Origin of the sequence: Aeromonas sp. S12(2024) (genome assembly GCF_041402305.1) — a bacterium.
GTDB classification, from domain to species: Bacteria; Pseudomonadota; Gammaproteobacteria; order Enterobacterales; family Aeromonadaceae; genus Aeromonas; species Aeromonas veronii.
The window spans coordinates 84,734-100,808 of record NZ_JBGLRB010000011.1 but is presented as its reverse complement, the minus strand read 5'-3'; the positions used below and the strand labels follow the sequence as shown (position 1 = coordinate 100,808).

The following is a 16,075-nucleotide window of genomic DNA, read 5'->3' as shown; positions in this document are numbered from 1 at the left end:
TTTATGCGCATCATTTAGAGTAAATGCTTTAAATTGGCGATGCATTTGATAGAATGAGGCTGCTTCTTGAGGAATACCTGTCGTCTGGTACTCAAGATTCAGCTTCTTCCCAATTTTTTGAACTTATTATTTCAGGCTGGATGGCACCACTGTCGTCCGGCCTCATTTTTATCCCTTTCGGTTAGAACTTGTAATTAAATTTCATTTTTGTCTCTTTTTGTAATTCTTGTTCGTTTTGAAAGAACGAATTTGAAAACGCTATCAACGCCTGCTTAAGTTAATTATTTTTGTGAATTAACTGCCTATCTATATGAACTTTAAGCAGTATTGGATATATCAGGGGAGGTGAATGCGGGGTATTTGTCGTGAGGCAGGTGAAAGCGGCAATCTGAAACCCTTTCAATCAGCGGAGGAGTGCTCCGCCAATTGCAAGGAGAGCGAGGAGTAGATTACTCCTCGGCAGGTTGCTGTTCATCAGCGTCCAGCAGGTCGGTATCGTCACCACTGACGTACCATTCGGTCAGGGTTTGCGCCAGCTTCTCCACACCGATATTGGTGAGGGAGGAGAACGCTTCGACCTGGATCTGGGAACCAAGGTTGGCAACGGCCTGGCGCACCTTGATCACCTGGTTGTTGCGCGGGCCGGGGCTCAGTTTGTCAGCCTTGGTCAGCAGCAGCATGACGGGCAACTGACGGTGCGAGCTCCACTCCAGCATGTTCATGTCGGTATCTTTGAGCGGGTGGCGGATGTCCATCAGGATCACCAGACCTTTCAATGACTCACGGCGCTGCAGATACTCTGCCAGTGACTTTTGCCACTTGAGCTTCATTTCCAGCGGAACTTGCGCATAACCATAACCCGGCAAGTCGACCAGACGCTTGCCCGGTTCCAGCTCAAACAGGTTGATCAGCTGGGTACGACCAGGTGTCTTACTGGTGCGCGCCAGGTTCTTGTGTTTGGTTAAGGTGTTCAATGCAGATGACTTACCGGCGTTGGAACGGCCGGCAAACGCGATCTCGACACCCCCATCATTTGGCAGGTGACGGATGTCGGGTGCGCTGGTCACAAAATGCACCTTATTGAAATTCAGAGTTTGTGTATCCAACGTAAATTCCCCATGGAGATAGAGGGTTATAGAGTTACTTTTTTGTAAAATGGTGTAAAATAGCGTCGCTTAAACGCGTTTATTTTAACATGCCTTCAGCGGCATGGGATCTGGAAGCCTAATAACGAAAAGTTGGAACGCCATGAAGAACCTAGTCATTACTCTTGCTCTGATGGTTGGCGTAACGGGGATGGCACAAGCCAAGGGCGATGCCGCTGCGGGACAGACCAAGGCTGCCGTTTGTGCGGCTTGTCATGGACCGGACGGAAACAGCCTGGTTGATATGTACCCCAAAATTGCTGGTCAGCACGCATCATATATCAAAAAGCAGTTAGTTGAACTGAAGGCTGCCGCTTCTGGTCAAATTGGCCGGGTTGCGCCAGTGATGGGGCCGATGGCGTTACCTTTGTCGGAACAGGACATGGATGATCTGGCGGCTTATTTCTCCAGCCTGAAGGTTACCCCTATCGCTGTCCCTGACGACGTGGTCGAAGCGGGCAAGGCACTCTATATGGGTGGTGACATGAGTCGCGGTCTGGCAGCTTGTACGGCTTGCCATGGTCCCCGTGGCTCTGGTGTCGAACAGGCGAAGTATCCCAACCTGTCCGGCCAGCATCCTGCCTATATCAAGGCTCAGCTCACCGCATTCCGTGCCGGGACGCGTGACAACGATCCGAATGGCATGATGCGGGATGTTGCCAAGAAACTGACTGATCAGGATATCGAAGCCCTCTCCAAATATGTGGCGGGTCTGCACTGATATAGTCGATACGGTCGATTTGAGTTGAAACGGGGAGCTTGGGCTCCCCGTTGTTTTTATGGCTTTCAGATAATTCTCGGTTTAATCCCCCCGTTCTGTAAGAGATCTCCCATTCTCAAGGCAGGTCAAGGCTCATAAAATTGCATAAAATATTAAATAATCATTATTTATCAATAAATTATATGAATATTGATATTTTTCGACATGTTGAGAATGTTTTGAGTGGATTGAGCCGCTTTATAGAGTTGGTACAGTAGGCTTAATGGATTCACCCACGGATTGGGTGGCGGTTTCACGACAGGGTGTTGTGAGCAGAGGATGGCTGGCGTGGCGGGATGCCATGGGCTCGGATGAGCTGGCAAAGGATTGAAGGATCAGGATGGTGACCATCTCCGGAGCGGGATGGGGTTGCGGGATGCAGACTCCCCGGCACGATGGCAGGATGCGGTCGAGATGGGTCAAACAGGCACACGCACATTCAGGAACGACCAATATAAGGTCAGGATGACCACACAACGATATGATGCGGCGACAAGTTGTCACGGAGAGGACGAAACAGATTGTTTTCCCATTCAGGATGGCGCACGCATGAGCATATCAAGGCAGCTTCGGCTGCCTTTTTTCTTTTGGGTCATTAACCCGATCAGCCATTCTGTGTCAAAATACCAGCAACATGCCCAGAGGATACCGATCCTGCGGTGTTCAGTGGCCTGATTGGGCCTGATTGGTGCGGGATCCTGCTCTTGTTCCAGCCTTACTGTTCCTCGCATCGTATCCCACCGGGTGAGATCATCCCGGGTACGGGTCAAACCAGTTATTTTCGGAGTTAGCCATTCATGTCTGCCAAACAACCCACTCGCAAGCCTACTGGCAAGCGCAAAGAATCTGATGTCAGTGCTCAGGAAGGCCGTGAGCGTAAACGGGCAGCCAAGCGCAAAGGCCTGAAGGCTGGTTCTCGTCAGCAAGTTGAACAGCCGAAGAGCAAGTCTGGCAATAGCCAGTCCAAAGATCCGCGTATCGGTTCCCGCAAGCCGGTGGTACTGGTGGTGGATGACAAACAGAAGAAGCCGACAGCCCCCAAGGCGGTGAAAGAGAAGAAGCTGGTGATGACCCCCGAGCAGGAGCTGGCTTCCATCGAAAACGATGACCGCTTGAATGATCTGCTGGATCGTCTTGATGCAGGTGAAACCCTGGAAGCGGCCGAGCAGGCCTGGGTTGATCAGCGTGTCGACCGTTATCAGGAGCTGATGGATGAGCTGGGCATCATCGACAACGACGATGATGAAGATGATGAGCTGCCGTTTGATGATGGCGATGATGCCGAGTTCGACGAGCAGAAACCAGCCTCCGAAGAGGAGTTGTGGGACCGTTTCAACCAGGTTGATTTCAAGCCGGAACCCAAGCCTGAGCCGAAGAAAAAGTGATGAGTGGATGGATGCTGGCCGCCCTGTTGGGCGGCCTGATTTTGTCAGGATTGGCCATCTATGCAGGCATGCTGCTGGCCAGACTGAGGCGACAGCAAGCGATGCAGTGGCAGGCTATAACTGCTCGCAATGAGCGAATTCTGGAGAGCGTACGGGTCATTGCCCATGCGGTGCAGGAGGGGCAGTGCGATTACTCCGAAGGCGCCATTCGGCTGACCAATCTGCTGGATGCGTTGCAGATCAAGGGGGGGCGAGCGTTCGTTGCCGAGTTCCCGGGTCTGTACGGGCTGTATGAGAAGGTGAAAGATATGCCGACTCATGAGGCCAGACGCGCCCTCAAGCGCAATGAAGTGATGAAGATGGATCTCGAACGCAGCGGCTACGAGGCCGAGCTGGAGGCCCAGATCCTCAAGGATGTGGCCCAGCTGAAGGATTTTCAGTTAGGTCGGTGAGCCAACAATAACAACAAGAGAGGAAGCGAGCGTGCAAGCAGAACAGATTGTGTGGGATCAGGCCTTGATCGAAAAATATAACTACAGTGGCCCGCGTTACACCTCTTATCCCACTGCGCTGGAGTTCAACGAGAGCTTCGGCTATCCGGATTTTGTCCGCGCAGCCGGCCAGTATCCCGAGCGCAATCTGTCGCTCTACGTGCATATCCCTTTCTGTCACAAGCTCTGCTACTACTGCGGCTGCAACAAGGTCATTACCCGTCATCAGCACAAGGCTGACGAGTATCTCGACTACCTGGAGCAGGAGATCAAGGCGCAAGCCCCGCTCTTCAAGCACCGTATGGTCACCCAGCTGCACTGGGGGGGCGGTACACCCACCTATCTGGATGAAGCGCAAACGCGCCGTCTGATGGCCATGCTGCGTGAGCACTTCCATTTCGCCGAAGAGGGGGAGTTCAGCATCGAGGTTGATCCCCGCGAGATTGCCATTACCATGCTGGATGTGCTGCGAGACGTCGGCTTCAATCGCATCAGCCTTGGGGTGCAGGACTTCAACAAGGATGTGCAGGTTGCGGTCAACCGCGAGCAGGACAACGACTTTATTAAAGCCATGTTGGAACGGGCCCGTGAACTGGGTTTCCGCTCGACCAACCTCGACCTTATCTATGGCCTGCCGTATCAGGATCGTGCCAGCTTCCACCATACGCTGGAAGAGGTGCTCAAGACGGATCCGGCGCGCCTCTCCATCTTCAACTACGCCCATCTGCCGAGTCGCTTTGCTGCCCAGCGCAAGTTGAAAGAGGTGGATATGCCTGCGCCGCAGGAGAAGCTGGCCATGCTGCAGGACACCATTGCCTTCCTCACTGGCCAGGGTTACCAGTTCATCGGCATGGACCATTTTGCTAAACCCGATGACGAGCTGGCAGTGGCGCAGCGCGAGGGCAAGCTGCACCGCAACTTCCAGGGCTATACCACTCAAGGTGATTGCGATCTGCTGGGGCTAGGGGTTTCCTCCATCAGCATGATCGGTGATGCCTACTCCCAGAACCAGAAAGAGCTCAAGACCTATTACGCACAGGTTGCAGAGCTGGGTCATGCCCAGTGGAAAGGCTGCTCGCTCAATCAGGATGACCTGATCCGCCGTGAGGTGATCAAGCGGCTTATCTGTGATTTCCGTCTGAACTTTGCGTCTGTCGAGCAGGCGCACGGTCTCAATTTCAGAGAGTATTTTGCCGATGATCTCAAGCTGCTGCAGACCTTCATCAACGATGGATTGGTGCGTATGACGGAGGATGGTCTGGAGGTCTCCTCCACGGGGCAGCTGCTGATCCGCAATATCTGCATGTGTTTCGACGTGTACTTGCGCAACAAGGCGCGCCAGCAACAGTTCTCTCGCGTGATATAAGCTTGTTTGCCGATTAGAAAACAGAAAAGGGCGCCATCGTGGCGCCCTTTTCATATGTATTTTTGCTTAAGCAGCGGGTCGGAAAGGTTCTGGTAAGAAGTCTCTGCGCTGAGGCAAGCAATTGAGAGCCAAGCAAGGGGACGGTGAAATGCAGATAAAAAGATGGGGGCGACTTGCGTCGCCCCCGGTAGTCGTATCGCTCAGATCCTTGAACGAAGTTGCTCCCTGCAATCCCTGACTGTTTACCTCTTCCTTTAGGTTTCCCCTTCCCAATCCTTTGGGGTGTCCTTTAGCCATCTTGGCCTGACGAGTCATCCTGTCCCGTCGCACTTTCTCCGTCCTGGGAGGTGTCCTTTACCACATCCTGTGGTGAGTCCATTTGCCCAACCCTGGCAGCCAGTCTTCCTGACCGACTTCATTGCGTCCGTGCATGAGTAACTATAAGGATTTTCTAACCGGCTACAACGCCAGATTGGAAAACGTTTTTGTCATTAGCTATTTCGAAAGTTATGGGTTTCGATTTTTTCATTTATAAACAGCTAGTTAATTTAATCATCTTCATGTTTTAAGATCTTATCTTCCGATTATCTCGGGGATCTTTTCGGCTGTTGGCTTACATCTGGAATGGCAGATCTCTTACACGGCGTTTTGGTTGCTTCAGAAACAGATTTTGCCGTCTGATGATGGTCATTCGGGGTGAGTGGGCGAGGCACACAAAGAGCGGTTGAATGGAGAAATTATGAGCGCTGGTTGAGCCGCTCATAGATGGTCTGGCGCTCCTCAGGAGTCAGCGAAGAGAAGTAGTGGGTAAAGAGGCGCAGCAACAGGGACTTGTTCATGCCATCTTGCTGGGTCAGATTACCCAGCTCGTCGATGGCCATCGTGCTCATGGAGAAGGTAGCCTTTTTGTAGCTGGGCTTCAGGTGCTCGCCGCTCTCGATAAAGGCCAGCGCCGACAAGGCTTCGTCACGGTGCAGGCCCAGTTCGAGGCTGACCACCTTGGGTTTGCCCTTGGCGTAGAACTCCGCATCTTCGATAAATTCGTCGACGGTGAACTTCTTCTGGTGATGCAACTGGTGCTTTTTCTTCAGATCAGCCAGACCCATCTCACACCCCCACTTGCAGGAACTCTTTGGCGATGGCCCGGATCTCTTCGGCGGATTTGCCATCCGGCTCGATCTCCATCACCGACAGTCCCTTCTCTTCGCTGTCGTCATAGACGTTGCGGCCATAGGTGATGGCGTTCAGGACGTCGACACCGAACGAGGAGCAAACCTCTTTCGCTTCCAGAATGCGTTTTACCTGATTGGGCAGGGCGGGGCACTGGGTCAGCACTACGGCTGCATTGAGGGTCGGGTTGACCATCTTGCAGGTGGTGATGAGATCTTCCATGTGGGGCAGGGTCTTGAGGTCACGTCGTTTCGGGCGCAAGGGGATCAAGGCGTGGGTGGCGACAGCCATGGTGGAGCGCAGAGCTCGGTTGTCTTGCCCGCCGCAATCGACGATGACGTAGTCGTAGCGGTTTTTCAGGCTGAGCAGGTCGTTGCGAATATTGCCATAGAGCTGTACGCAGTTGATTTGTGGCAGCTCCGGATTGTCATTGCGCTCCTGAATCCAGTCAGAGGTGGTGCGCTGCGGGTCGCAGTCGACCAGTAACACCTCCCCCTGAAATTGGGATCTGAGGTAGACCGCCAGATTTTGTGCCAGGCAGCTCTTGCCACTCCCCCCCTTCTCTCCACCGACCAACAAGATCATGACGTTCCCCTATCCATGAGAAAACCGCTGATTTCAGTATAGGAGGGGCCTGTCTCATCACAAGGCGAGAGGAGTGATGCTCCTCTCGTTGTTTCGACTAGTAATGAACGCTGCCTCCCTGCCAGCGGCAGACATAGTCAGGCACCAGCATCTGGGGGGCCTTGTCGACATGGCATACCACCATGGGTATGGCAGGGGCTCCTTCAGCCTGACTGAGGGTGGGGAGCGCAGAGAGCAGCAAAGTCGCGAGCAACAGCATGGGTTTCATTTTCATAACAACTCCTTGGTAGTGCCATTCCTGTGTGATCTGGATCACTTTCTGAGTTAAGTCGAGGTTGGAGCCAGCGCAAGGTGAGACGAATAAATTCAATTAATGAAAAAAGTATCAAAAGGCGTTGTGGTGACCGACGAGGATGGTTGCCCACCTTGATGCGGACTTTGTGCATATTAAGTTGAACTGCACAAAGAGGTGGTGACTGATGAGGCCGAGCCTGATGGGGTTGGCACCAATGCCATGATCTGGAACAAGAAAAGATTTATGCAGTGAATGTGGTCGATGTGAGTATTTATTTCTACCGCGTTCCCCTCGTCACGGCGATGTATTCAATACATAGGGAGTAATATTCAAACTCTATTTATATTTTCATTTATTATTATGATTTTTAACGGTTTTTGTTATTTGCATTTAATCACTCCAGTGAACTGGCATGAATAAAAAATGAATCAATCTGAAATATAGCAGGGTGGTTTTGCATGGTTATTCGGTGCACTTTGTGTGGAAAATGCGCAATTTGCTACCGGGGTCATAGATTGGATGGTGAATATATTCAGTTCTGGGTGAATGTGATCAATGTCTAAGTTTGTCGTGATTTGCAGGGCTAACCTCGGTCTCGAAAGGCAAGGGCAGGATAGAACATAAGCCGATTACCCTACATAAAGAATATCCCGCCTTAGCCACGAGCATGAATAGAAGGAATCTATTCAATCACTCGCAGGGACCACTGCTAGACGGAATATAATCATGAGCAAATTTTATGTAGGTTCTGAAGTTGGCCAATTGCGCCGTGTCATGTTGCACCGCCCCAACCTCAGTCTGAAGCGTCTGACTCCTTCCAATTGCCAGGATCTGCTGTTCGATGACGTCCTGTCAGTTGAACGCGCCGGTCAGGAGCACGACAAATTCGCTCAGGTACTGCGCGATCAGAATGTCGAAGTTTTCCTGCTGACCAATCTGCTGGCGGAAACCCTGGATGTGCCGGAAGCCAAAACCTGGCTGCTGCAACATCAGGTCTCCGACTACCGCCTCGGCTCTTCTTTTGCCAACGATGTGCGCTGCTTCCTGGCTGACATGCCGCACCGCGAACTGGCCCGCATTCTCTCCGGCGGTCTGACTTACTCCGAGATGCCCTACAGCGGCGTCAACATGGTAGTTGGCATGCACGCTCCGACCGATTTCATCATCGAACCGCTGCCCAACCACCTCTTCACCCGTGACACCTCCTGCTGGGTTTATGGCGGCGTCTCCATCAACCCGATGGCCAAGCCGGCTCGTCGCCGCGAGACCAACCATGTGAAGGCCATCTACCGCTGGCACCCGATGTTTGCCGGTCAGGACTTCATCAAGTACTTCGGTGACGAGGAGCGTGACTACGACAACTCTACCATCGAGGGTGGCGACGTACTGGTTATCGGCCGCGGTGCCGTGCTGATCGGCATGTCCGAGCGCACCACCCCGCAAGGTGTCGAGCATCTGGCTCGCAGCCTGTTCAAACACGGTCAGGCCAAGCAGGTCATCGCCATGGAGCTGCCGAAACACCGCAGCTGCATGCACCTGGATACCGTCATGACCCACATGGACATCGACACCTTCTCGGTCTATCCGGAAGTGATCCGCAAGGATGTGCAGTGCTGGAGCCTGACTCCGGGCGGCGCCACCGGCATGAACATCAAGGAAGAGGGTTACTTCGTCACCGCTATCGAGAAAGCACTGGGCGTGGATCAGCTGAAGATCATCACCACTGGCGGTGACAGCTTCGAAGCCGAACGCGAGCAGTGGAACGACGCCAACAACGTGCTGACCGTACGTCCTGGCGTGGTGGTGGGTTACGAGCGCAATACCTACACCAACGAGAAGTATGACAAAGCCGGTATCACAGTTCTCTCCATCCCGGGTGATGAACTGGGCCGTGGCCGCGGCGGCGCCCGCTGCATGAGCTGCCCGATGGAACGCGACAGCATCTGATGAGACGGCGTGGCGCCGGCAGAAGCTGGCGCCACACAGAACCAAACTCGAGATTAACCACTATGAAAAAACCAACTGTCGTCGTCGCTCTGGGTGGCAATGCACTGCTCCGTCGTGGTGAGCCACTGGAAGCGGATATCCAGCGCAAGAATATTGCAACTGCCGCCAAGACCATCGCCTTGATCGCTCAGGAGTACAACGTGGTGCTGGTGCATGGCAACGGCCCGCAAGTCGGCCTGCTGGCCCTGCAGAACAGCGCCTACACCAAGGTATCCCCCTATCCGCTGGATGTGCTGGGTGCCGAGTCTCAGGGCATGATCGGCTACATGCTGATCCAGGAGCTGAAAAACCTGATGCCGAGCCGCAACGTCACCGCGCTGCTGACTCAGGTGCAGGTTGATCCCAAGGATCCGGCATTCGCCAACCCGACCAAATTTATCGGCCCCGTCTACGAAGAAGCTGAAGCCCGCACCTTGGCAGAAGAGAAGCACTGGGTGGTCAAGGCTGACGGCAAGTTCTTCCGCCGCGTAGTGCCGTCCCCGCTGCCTCAGCGCATCGTTGAAGGCGACGCCATCGAAACCCTGATTGCCCAGGGCCACCTCATCATCTGTACCGGTGGTGGCGGCATCCCTGTGACCTGGGATGGCCAGAGCCTGACCGGTATCGAAGCCGTCATCGACAAAGACATGTCTGCCGCCTATCTGGCCAAGCAGATCAAGGCCGACGCCCTGCTGATCCTGACCGACGCCGATGCCGTCTATCTGGATTGGGGCAAACCGACCCAGCGTCCGCTGCGAGTCACCAGCCCGGACGAGCTGGCCGGGGTCAAGTTCGATGCAGGTTCCATGGGACCAAAAGTCGAAGCCTCCTGTGAATTTGTCAAAGCGACCGGCGGCATGGTCGGCATCGGCTCGCTGGAAGATGGCCTCGCCATCCTCAAGGGTGAAGCCGGCACCAATATCGTCGCCACCCGCACCGTACATGCGTAATTACCGATATCTGTACTGAGAATGCGTAGTCAACACTACTGCCCGAACTGGTCTGAAACATATATAGAGAGAACTCATCATGGCTTTTAATCTGCGTAACCGTAACTTCCTGAAACTGCTGGACTTCACCCCGCGCGAAATCCAATACATGATCGATCTGGCCATCGACCTGAAGAAAGCCAAATACGGTGGCTACGAGCGCAAGCATCTGGTCGGTAAGAACATCGCCCTGATTTTCGAGAAGACCTCTACCCGCACCCGCTGTGCGTTTGAAGTAGCGGCCTTCGACCAGGGCGCACAAGTCTCCTACCTTGGCCCAAGCGGTTCCCAAATCGGTCACAAGGAGTCCATGAAGGACACCGCCCGTGTACTGGGTCGCATGTATGACGGTATCGAATACCGCGGCTACGGTCAGGAGATCGTGGAAGAGCTGGGCGCCTACGCGGGTGTCCCGGTCTGGAACGGCCTGACCAACGAATTCCACCCGACCCAGATCCTGGCCGACTTCATGACCATGCTGGAGCACGGCAAGGGCAAACGTCTGGATCAAATCAAGTTCGCCTACCTGGGTGATGCCCGCAACAACATGGGTAACTCCCTGATGGTCGGTGCCGCCAAAATGGGTATGGACATCCGTCTGGTCGCGCCGAAAGCCTTCTGGCCGGAAGAGGAGCTGGTTGCCAAGTGCCGCCTGATCGCCGAAGAGACCGGCGCACGCATCACCCTGACCGAAGATGTGAAAGAGGGTGTGCTGGGTGCTGATTTCCTCTACACCGACGTCTGGGTATCCATGGGTGAAGCAAAAGAAGCCTGGGATCAGCGCGTCAAACTGATGACCCCGTATCAGGTCAACATGGATGTCATCAACGCCACCAAGAACCCGGATGTGAAGTTCATGCACTGCCTGCCGGCGTTCCACAACGACGAGACCACCATGGGCAAGGAAGTGGCTGACAAATATGGCATGAAAGGCCTGGAAGTGACCGAGGACGTGTTCGAATCCGAGCACAGCATCGTGTTCGACGAGGCCGAAAACCGGATGCACACCATCAAGGCAGTGATGGTTGCTACGCTGGGCGACTAAGGTCGCAGTAGTGGTGCCGGGGGGCGACCCCCGGCTTTTCGACCATGTGACAGCGGCATAATACCTCCAACCCTACAACCCGCAGCCTGCATGGATACCACACCCACAGAAGGAAGCTGGACCATGACCAAATTCAAGTTCCCGTCAGCCTACACGATACTGTTTGTGCTGATCGCCCTGGTGGCCGCCCTGAGCTGGATAGTGCCGGCCGGCAAATATGAGATGACCATGAACGAAGCCCTCGGCAAAGAAGTGCCGGTGGCGGGTACCTACAAACTGGTGGAGGGGAATCCCCAGGGGATCGTCGACGTGCTGCTGGCACCTATCGATGGCCTCTACAACCACGACACCTATGAGGCAGGCGCCATCGACGTCTCCCTCTTTATCCTGATCATCGGTGGTTTTCTTGGCATTGTGACCAAGACAGGTGCCATCGATGCTGGTATTGAACGTGTGACCGACCGCCTGCGCGGCCGGGAAGAGTGGATGATCCCGATCCTGATGGCGCTGTTCGCCGCAGGCGGCACCATCTACGGGATGGCCGAAGAGTCACTGCCGTTCTACACCCTGCTGGTGCCGGTGATGATGGCCGCCCGCTTCGACCCTGTGGTGGCTGCAGCAACCGTATTGCTGGGTGCCGGTATCGGTACTCTGGGTTCTACCATCAACCCGTTTGCGACTGTTATTGCCGCCAACGCTGCCGGTATCTCCTTCACCGACGGTATCTGGCTGCGTGTTGCCATGCTGGTCGCCGGTTGGCTGCTCTGCGTTGCCTACGTCATGCGTTACGCCAAGATGGTGCGCAGCGATCCAAGCAAATCTCTGGTGGCTGACAAGTGGGAAGAGAACCGTGCCCACTTCCTTGGCAACAAGAGCGACCAGATGCTGGAGTTCACCCTGACCCGTAAAATCGTGCTGGGTATCTTCGTCGCCGCCTTTGCCGTGATGATCTACGGTGTGGCCGTGCTGGGCTGGTGGATGGCGCAGATCTCCGGCGTGTTCCTGGCTGCCGCCATCATCGTTGGTCTTATCTCCCGCATGAGCGAAGAGGAGCTGACCTCCAACTTTATCGACGGTGCTCGCGACCTGCTGGGTGTGGCGCTGATCATCGGTATCGCCCGCGGTATCGTGGTGGTAATGGATAACGGCATGATCACTCACACCATTTTGCACAGTGCAGAAGGGATCGTGACCGGCCTCTCCACCATCGTCTTTATCAACGTGATGTTCGTGCTGGAAGTGGTGCTCTCTTTCCTGGTGCCGTCCTCCTCCGGTCTGGCCGTACTGACCATGCCGATCATGGCGCCGCTGGCCGACTTCGCCAACGTGGGCCGCGATCTGGTGGTGACTGCTTACCAGTCAGCCTCCGGTCTGGTGAACCTGGTGACCCCGACCTCCGCCGTGGTCATGGGCGGTCTGGCCATCGCCAAGGTGCCTTATGTACGCTGGCTGAAGTGGGTGGCTCCGCTGCTCGGTATCCTGACCGTGCTGATCGTGGTCTGCCTGAGCCTGGGGGCCGTGCTCTCCTGAGGGATAACAAGCAAGATGAAACGGGAGCCTGCGGGCTCCCGTTTTTTATGGGCGCAAGAAGTGATGGGCACAAAGTAGCAGGTAACAAAAAGGCGACCCGCAGGTCGCCTCAGTGTATTTGGGGGAAAGAGCTTAGAGGGCCTGCGCCAGGGTGCGCACCACGGCGGCATGGGCCTGACGGGTACGGCTGATATGGCGCGGCGCGACCAGCACCACGTCATTGCCCGCGACGGCGCCCATGATCTCGGGATTGGCGTTGCGATCCAGCAGGCGAGCCACCACGGTGGCGGCCCCCGGAGTGGTGTGGATCAGCACCATCTGCTGGTTGTGTACCACTTCACGCACCATGTCGTGGATCGAGCGGGTACTGCCGGCGGGTTCCAGCTGCTCATCGACCAGGGTGTAGACCTTCTTGCCGTTGGCATTCTGCGCCTTGGCCACGCCGAGGCGGCGCAGCAGACGGGAGATGGTGGACTGGCTGATGTCGGCAAAGCCGCGCTCCGACAGCTCGCGGCGGATCTCTTCCTGGGTGCTGTAGCAGTGCTGACCGATGATCTGGCGACAGGCATCCAGCTGGGCCAGATCGGGCTCTTGGGCAACGGGACGACTGAGGGTTTTGACCACGGCGAATTCCTTTGATGATGACCGGAGGTAAACGCGCGATATCTGCCATAGCAGTCAGTTATCAGGTAAAAACACTGATAATCAACCTATATGCAGGGAATGAGCGGGCATTACCATCTTGCGATGGCAAATTATAGCTGACTGGAAATTTGGTGATGTGACAGGGTTCAAAAATGGGCCCCGCGGGGCCCAATCAGATATCAGTAACGCTCGCTGACGATGTCCTGTGTGAAGGACTTCTCGCAGTATTTGCACTTCATCCGTACCACGCCTTTCACTTCGCGCACCCGGAAGTAGCTGTCAACCGGCTCGTTGTGGGAGATGCAGTTGGAGTTGGGGCAGTGGAACACCCCGGCGATGAACTCCGGCAGCTCCAGCTGGTGCTTCTTCACCACATTGAAGTCTTCGATGATGTTGACGGTCGCTTTCGGGGCGAACAGCGCCAGCTGGTTGGCCTGTTGCTCGGTCAGACGGGTGTTCTCAATCTTGATGAGATCCTTCTTGCCCAGCGCGCCGGATTTCAGGTTGAAGCCGACGGTGATCCGCTCCTGGGTTTCGACCAGCTGGAACAGCTTGAGGATCTTGATGCCCTGGCCAGCGGGGATGTGATCGATGACGGAGCCGTGACGGATGGCTTCGACTTGCAGTTGGTTCTTGTCAGACATGATATTCCCCTAAGCTCAGACAGTTTCGTTCAGTACCAGTGCCAGCAGCGCCTGGCGTGCATAGACCCCGTTCTCCGCCTGCTGGAAGTAGCAAGCGTGGGGAGTCTTGTCGACCGCCACATCGATCTCGTCGACGCGGGGCAGGGGATGCAGGATCTTCATGGTGGGCTTGGCCCCTTCCAGAGTCGCCAGCTCCAGAATGAACTTGGCGGCCATGTGCTTGTATTCGGTCTCGTCGAAGCGCTCTTTCTGGACGCGGGTCATGTAGAGGATGTCCAGCTCCGGCATCACCTCTTCCATGGTCTGGTGGACGCTGAACTGGATACCCTTCTCTTCCAGCTCTTCGCAGATGTAGTCCGGCATCGCCAGCGCTTCCGGGGAGATGAAGAAGAAGCGGCAGTTGAACAGGCTGAGGGCCTGGGCCAGCGAGTGCACGGTGCGGCCATATTTCAGGTCACCGACGAAGGCAACGTTGAGGTTGTCCAGACGGCCCTGGGTCTCATGGATGGTGAACAGGTCGAGCAGGGTCTGGCTCGGATGCTGGTTGGAGCCGTCGCCGCCGTTGATGACCGGCACGCGGGAGAATTCGGAGGCCAGACGGGCCGCGCCCTCTTTCGGGTGGCGCATCACTACCGCATCCGAGTAGGAGCCGATGATCTTGATGGAGTCAGCCAGCGTCTCGCCCTTCTTGGCGCTGGTGTTGCCACCGTCGGCGAAGCCGATGATGTTGCCGCCAAGGCGCTGTACCGCGGTCTCGAAGGAGAGGCGGGTGCGGGTGGAGGCTTCGAAGAAGCAGCTGGCAACCAGCTTGTCTTTCAACAGGCTGGTGTCAGGTTCAGCCTTCAACCGTTGTGCGGTTGAGACTACCAGTTCCATTTCTGACCGGGTCAGGTCCGAAATGGAGATGACATGTTTCTTATAGAGTGGATTGGTCATCGTCTGCATTCCCTTTGACATCATTGGAGGTTTTTCGGGCACAAAAAAAAGCCCCTGAAACAGGGGCTTTTTTTAAAAATAACTGGGGATCGTTGGGGTGGGAACCGGAAACAACGGGGCCGCTCTGGTGCGTACCACCCGTCTGCAAGGCTGTTTTCTGAATCAAAAACTGCATCGTTTCGTCCCGACCTTTTTCAAAACCGGACAGATTATAGGGCCGCTTTTTTAATTGTCAAAATTTTATTTCCGATGCCAATTTCAGCATGAAAAACGTTTAAGTGTCGGAAACATGACGACAAATCCACACTCTGTGCGTCTCTTGCAGCGATTCCCCATCGCGGGCCATGGCGCGCAAATAACCGAGTCTGTGGTGTCCTTCCAGCAGGCAGTAGGGTTGCGGTAACGGTTGCCCATTCGGGTAGCGGGCTCCCTCCTCCGGCACCAGCACGATGACAGGTTCGGGCCAGGTGCCTTCGCTCAGCATCTTCTCGCCGAGCCAGGAGCGGCGGACATAGCGGTTGCTGCGCAGCATCTCGCCCCAGCGCTCGATCACCTCCATATGGCGGGAGTCCACCTGATCCACCAGTTGGGCGGTGGGCCAGCTTTCACAGGTGAACTGATGGTTGGCGAGATCGATAAAGCTCCAGTTGGACTCAAAACCGCGCCAATGGCGGTAAATCCACTGGGAGAGCACATTTTCAGGAATAAAGGGCACCAGCGGTGCGACCCGTTCAAGATAGGCGGGCAGGGACTCTGTCTTGCGTTCATCCCTGAAATTGAGGGGCGCCAGTTGTTGGAGCAATCGGTAATTGAGCATAAGTGGCCTCCCGGTACCTGATTTCACCCTACCCCCATTTATGTCCCATTCCTACCCCGGCAGGGCTGCAAATACAGCAAGTTATCCCGCTTTGCTGCACAAACAACCGCGACTTGTTCGGGATTTGTGCAATCGCATCGAAAGCGTAAAAAAAGCCTTTACCTTTGATCTCCACTTTGTATACTACGCCTCGTTTGTTGCAGGGGCGTAGTTCCAATTGGTAGAACAGCGGTCTCCAAAACCGATGGTTGCGGGTTCGAGTCCTGCCGCCCCTGCCATTTTCAGA

17 protein-coding genes and 1 tRNA gene are annotated in these 16,075 nt (G+C 55.1%); 9 read left to right on the top strand and 9 right to left on the bottom strand.

The features are described 5' to 3' along the window. Window positions 1-449 precede the first annotated feature (449 nt). Window positions 450-1,106, bottom strand: a complete 657-nt coding sequence (gene yihA, locus ACB035_RS12260) for a ribosome biogenesis GTP-binding protein YihA/YsxC (RefSeq protein WP_026034975.1) — start codon at window positions 1,104-1,106, stop codon at window positions 450-452. A 142-nt stretch (window positions 1,107-1,248) separates the two neighbouring features. Between yihA and ACB035_RS12255 the strand changes: the two genes are divergently transcribed. From ACB035_RS12255 to hemN, 4 genes are all read left to right on the top strand, one after another. Beyond that, window positions 1,249-1,866, top strand: a complete 618-nt coding sequence (locus ACB035_RS12255) for a cytochrome c (RefSeq protein ID WP_005339710.1) — start codon at window positions 1,249-1,251, stop codon at window positions 1,864-1,866. An 836-nt stretch (window positions 1,867-2,702) separates the two neighbouring features. Continuing rightward, window positions 2,703-3,290, top strand: coding sequence for a Der GTPase-activating protein YihI (gene yihI / locus ACB035_RS12250; protein WP_108613527.1), 588 nt, complete (start codon window positions 2,703-2,705; stop codon window positions 3,288-3,290). Between the two features lie 11 nt (window positions 3,291-3,301). After that, window positions 3,302-3,742 carry a DUF2489 domain-containing protein gene (locus ACB035_RS12245; protein WP_005339712.1) on the top strand — a complete coding sequence of 147 codons (441 nt, stop codon included), beginning with the start codon at window positions 3,302-3,304 and terminating at the stop codon, window positions 3,740-3,742. Window positions 3,743-3,773: 31 nt separating this feature from the next. After that, window positions 3,774-5,147 (top strand): oxygen-independent coproporphyrinogen III oxidase, encoded by a 1,374-nt coding sequence (gene hemN, locus ACB035_RS12240; protein WP_371167374.1) that lies wholly within the window; start codon window positions 3,774-3,776, stop codon window positions 5,145-5,147. A 737-nt stretch (window positions 5,148-5,884) separates the two neighbouring features. On the opposite strand, the gene ACB035_RS12235 is transcribed toward hemN, so the two are convergent. The 3 genes from ACB035_RS12235 to ACB035_RS12225 all read right to left on the bottom strand — a co-directional run bounded on the left by ACB035_RS12235 (window position 5,885) and on the right by ACB035_RS12225 (window position 7,176). Continuing rightward, on the bottom strand, window positions 5,885-6,253 hold the full coding sequence (locus ACB035_RS12235) for a CopG family transcriptional regulator (protein ID WP_335865243.1): 369 nt from the start codon (window positions 6,251-6,253) through the stop codon (window positions 5,885-5,887). A 1-nt stretch (window position 6,254) separates the two neighbouring features. After that, a complete protein-coding gene (locus ACB035_RS12230) occupies window positions 6,255-6,902 on the bottom strand; it encodes an AAA family ATPase (protein WP_005339716.1) in 648 nt (215 codons plus the stop codon). 97 nt (window positions 6,903-6,999) lie between these two features. After that, a complete protein-coding gene (locus ACB035_RS12225; protein ID WP_167573527.1) occupies window positions 7,000-7,176 on the bottom strand; it encodes a hypothetical protein in 177 nt (58 codons plus the stop codon). A gap of 747 nt (window positions 7,177-7,923) precedes the next feature. On the opposite strand from ACB035_RS12225, the gene arcA reads away from it, so the two are divergent. From arcA to ACB035_RS12205, 4 genes are all read left to right on the top strand, one after another. After that, window positions 7,924-9,144, top strand: a complete 1,221-nt coding sequence (gene arcA / locus ACB035_RS12220) for an arginine deiminase (protein WP_005339718.1) — start codon at window positions 7,924-7,926, stop codon at window positions 9,142-9,144. A gap of 62 nt (window positions 9,145-9,206) precedes the next feature. Then, window positions 9,207-10,133, top strand: a complete 927-nt coding sequence (gene arcC, locus ACB035_RS12215) for a carbamate kinase (RefSeq protein ID WP_005339719.1) — start codon at window positions 9,207-9,209, stop codon at window positions 10,131-10,133. 79 nt (window positions 10,134-10,212) lie between these two features. Next, window positions 10,213-11,217, top strand: coding sequence for an ornithine carbamoyltransferase (argF, locus tag ACB035_RS12210; protein WP_005339721.1), 1,005 nt, complete (start codon window positions 10,213-10,215; stop codon window positions 11,215-11,217). Window positions 11,218-11,340: 123 nt separating this feature from the next. Next, window positions 11,341-12,747 carry a YfcC family protein gene (locus ACB035_RS12205; protein WP_005339725.1) on the top strand — a complete coding sequence of 469 codons (1,407 nt, stop codon included), beginning with the start codon at window positions 11,341-11,343 and terminating at the stop codon, window positions 12,745-12,747. 132 nt (window positions 12,748-12,879) lie between these two features. Here the strand turns inward: ACB035_RS12205 and ACB035_RS12200 are convergent, their stop codons facing one another. The 5 genes from ACB035_RS12200 to ACB035_RS12180 all read right to left on the bottom strand — a co-directional run bounded on the left by ACB035_RS12200 (window position 12,880) and on the right by ACB035_RS12180 (window position 15,789). Then, window positions 12,880-13,371 (bottom strand): arginine repressor, encoded by a 492-nt coding sequence (locus tag ACB035_RS12200; RefSeq protein ID WP_371167373.1) that lies wholly within the window; start codon window positions 13,369-13,371, stop codon window positions 12,880-12,882. A 200-nt stretch (window positions 13,372-13,571) separates the two neighbouring features. Further along, a complete protein-coding gene (pyrI, locus tag ACB035_RS12195) occupies window positions 13,572-14,036 on the bottom strand; it encodes an aspartate carbamoyltransferase regulatory subunit (RefSeq protein ID WP_005339730.1) in 465 nt (154 codons plus the stop codon). A 15-nt stretch (window positions 14,037-14,051) separates the two neighbouring features. Beyond that, window positions 14,052-14,972 carry an aspartate carbamoyltransferase gene (pyrB, locus tag ACB035_RS12190; RefSeq protein WP_005339735.1) on the bottom strand — a complete coding sequence of 307 codons (921 nt, stop codon included), beginning with the start codon at window positions 14,970-14,972 and terminating at the stop codon, window positions 14,052-14,054. Next, window positions 14,953-15,147, bottom strand: coding sequence for a hypothetical protein (locus tag ACB035_RS12185; protein ID WP_371167372.1), 195 nt, complete (start codon window positions 15,145-15,147; stop codon window positions 14,953-14,955). The genes pyrB and ACB035_RS12185 overlap by 20 nt, the downstream gene beginning before the upstream one ends. Before the next feature lie 99 nt (window positions 15,148-15,246). Beyond that, window positions 15,247-15,789 (bottom strand): hypothetical protein, encoded by a 543-nt coding sequence (locus tag ACB035_RS12180; protein ID WP_371167371.1) that lies wholly within the window; start codon window positions 15,787-15,789, stop codon window positions 15,247-15,249. 201 nt (window positions 15,790-15,990) lie between these two features. Between ACB035_RS12180 and ACB035_RS12175 the strand changes: the two genes are divergently transcribed. Next, a tRNA-Trp gene (locus tag ACB035_RS12175) sits at window positions 15,991-16,067 on the top strand. The last annotated feature ends 8 nt before the right edge of the window (window positions 16,068-16,075 follow it).

What these genes read in the sequence shown, in the direction of transcription:
- ACB035_RS12255 (WP_005339710.1), top strand. Translation starts at nt 1,249, where the DNA reads ATGAAGAACCTAGTCATTACTCTTGCTCTGATGGTTGGCGTAACGGGG.
- yihI (WP_108613527.1), top strand. Translation starts at nt 2,703, where the DNA reads ATGTCTGCCAAACAACCCACTCGCAAGCCTACTGGCAAGCGCAAAGAA.
- ACB035_RS12245 (WP_005339712.1), top strand. Translation starts at nt 3,302, where the DNA reads ATGCTGGCCGCCCTGTTGGGCGGCCTGATTTTGTCAGGATTGGCCATC.
- ACB035_RS12235 (WP_335865243.1), bottom strand. Translation starts at nt 6,253, where the DNA reads ATGGGTCTGGCTGATCTGAAGAAAAAGCACCAGTTGCATCACCAGAAG.
- ACB035_RS12230 (WP_005339716.1), bottom strand. Translation starts at nt 6,902, where the DNA reads ATGATCTTGTTGGTCGGTGGAGAGAAGGGGGGGAGTGGCAAGAGCTGC.
- ACB035_RS12225 (WP_167573527.1), bottom strand. Translation starts at nt 7,176, where the DNA reads ATGAAAATGAAACCCATGCTGTTGCTCGCGACTTTGCTGCTCTCTGCG.
- arcA (WP_005339718.1), top strand. Translation starts at nt 7,924, where the DNA reads ATGAGCAAATTTTATGTAGGTTCTGAAGTTGGCCAATTGCGCCGTGTC.
- arcC (WP_005339719.1), top strand. Translation starts at nt 9,207, where the DNA reads ATGAAAAAACCAACTGTCGTCGTCGCTCTGGGTGGCAATGCACTGCTC.
- argF (WP_005339721.1), top strand. Translation starts at nt 10,213, where the DNA reads ATGGCTTTTAATCTGCGTAACCGTAACTTCCTGAAACTGCTGGACTTC.
- ACB035_RS12205 (WP_005339725.1), top strand. Translation starts at nt 11,341, where the DNA reads ATGACCAAATTCAAGTTCCCGTCAGCCTACACGATACTGTTTGTGCTG.
- pyrI (WP_005339730.1), bottom strand. Translation starts at nt 14,036, where the DNA reads ATGTCTGACAAGAACCAACTGCAAGTCGAAGCCATCCGTCACGGCTCC.
- pyrB (WP_005339735.1), bottom strand. Translation starts at nt 14,972, where the DNA reads ATGACCAATCCACTCTATAAGAAACATGTCATCTCCATTTCGGACCTG.
- ACB035_RS12185 (WP_371167372.1), bottom strand. Translation starts at nt 15,147, where the DNA reads ATGCAGTTTTTGATTCAGAAAACAGCCTTGCAGACGGGTGGTACGCAC.
- ACB035_RS12180 (WP_371167371.1), bottom strand. Translation starts at nt 15,789, where the DNA reads ATGCTCAATTACCGATTGCTCCAACAACTGGCGCCCCTCAATTTCAGG.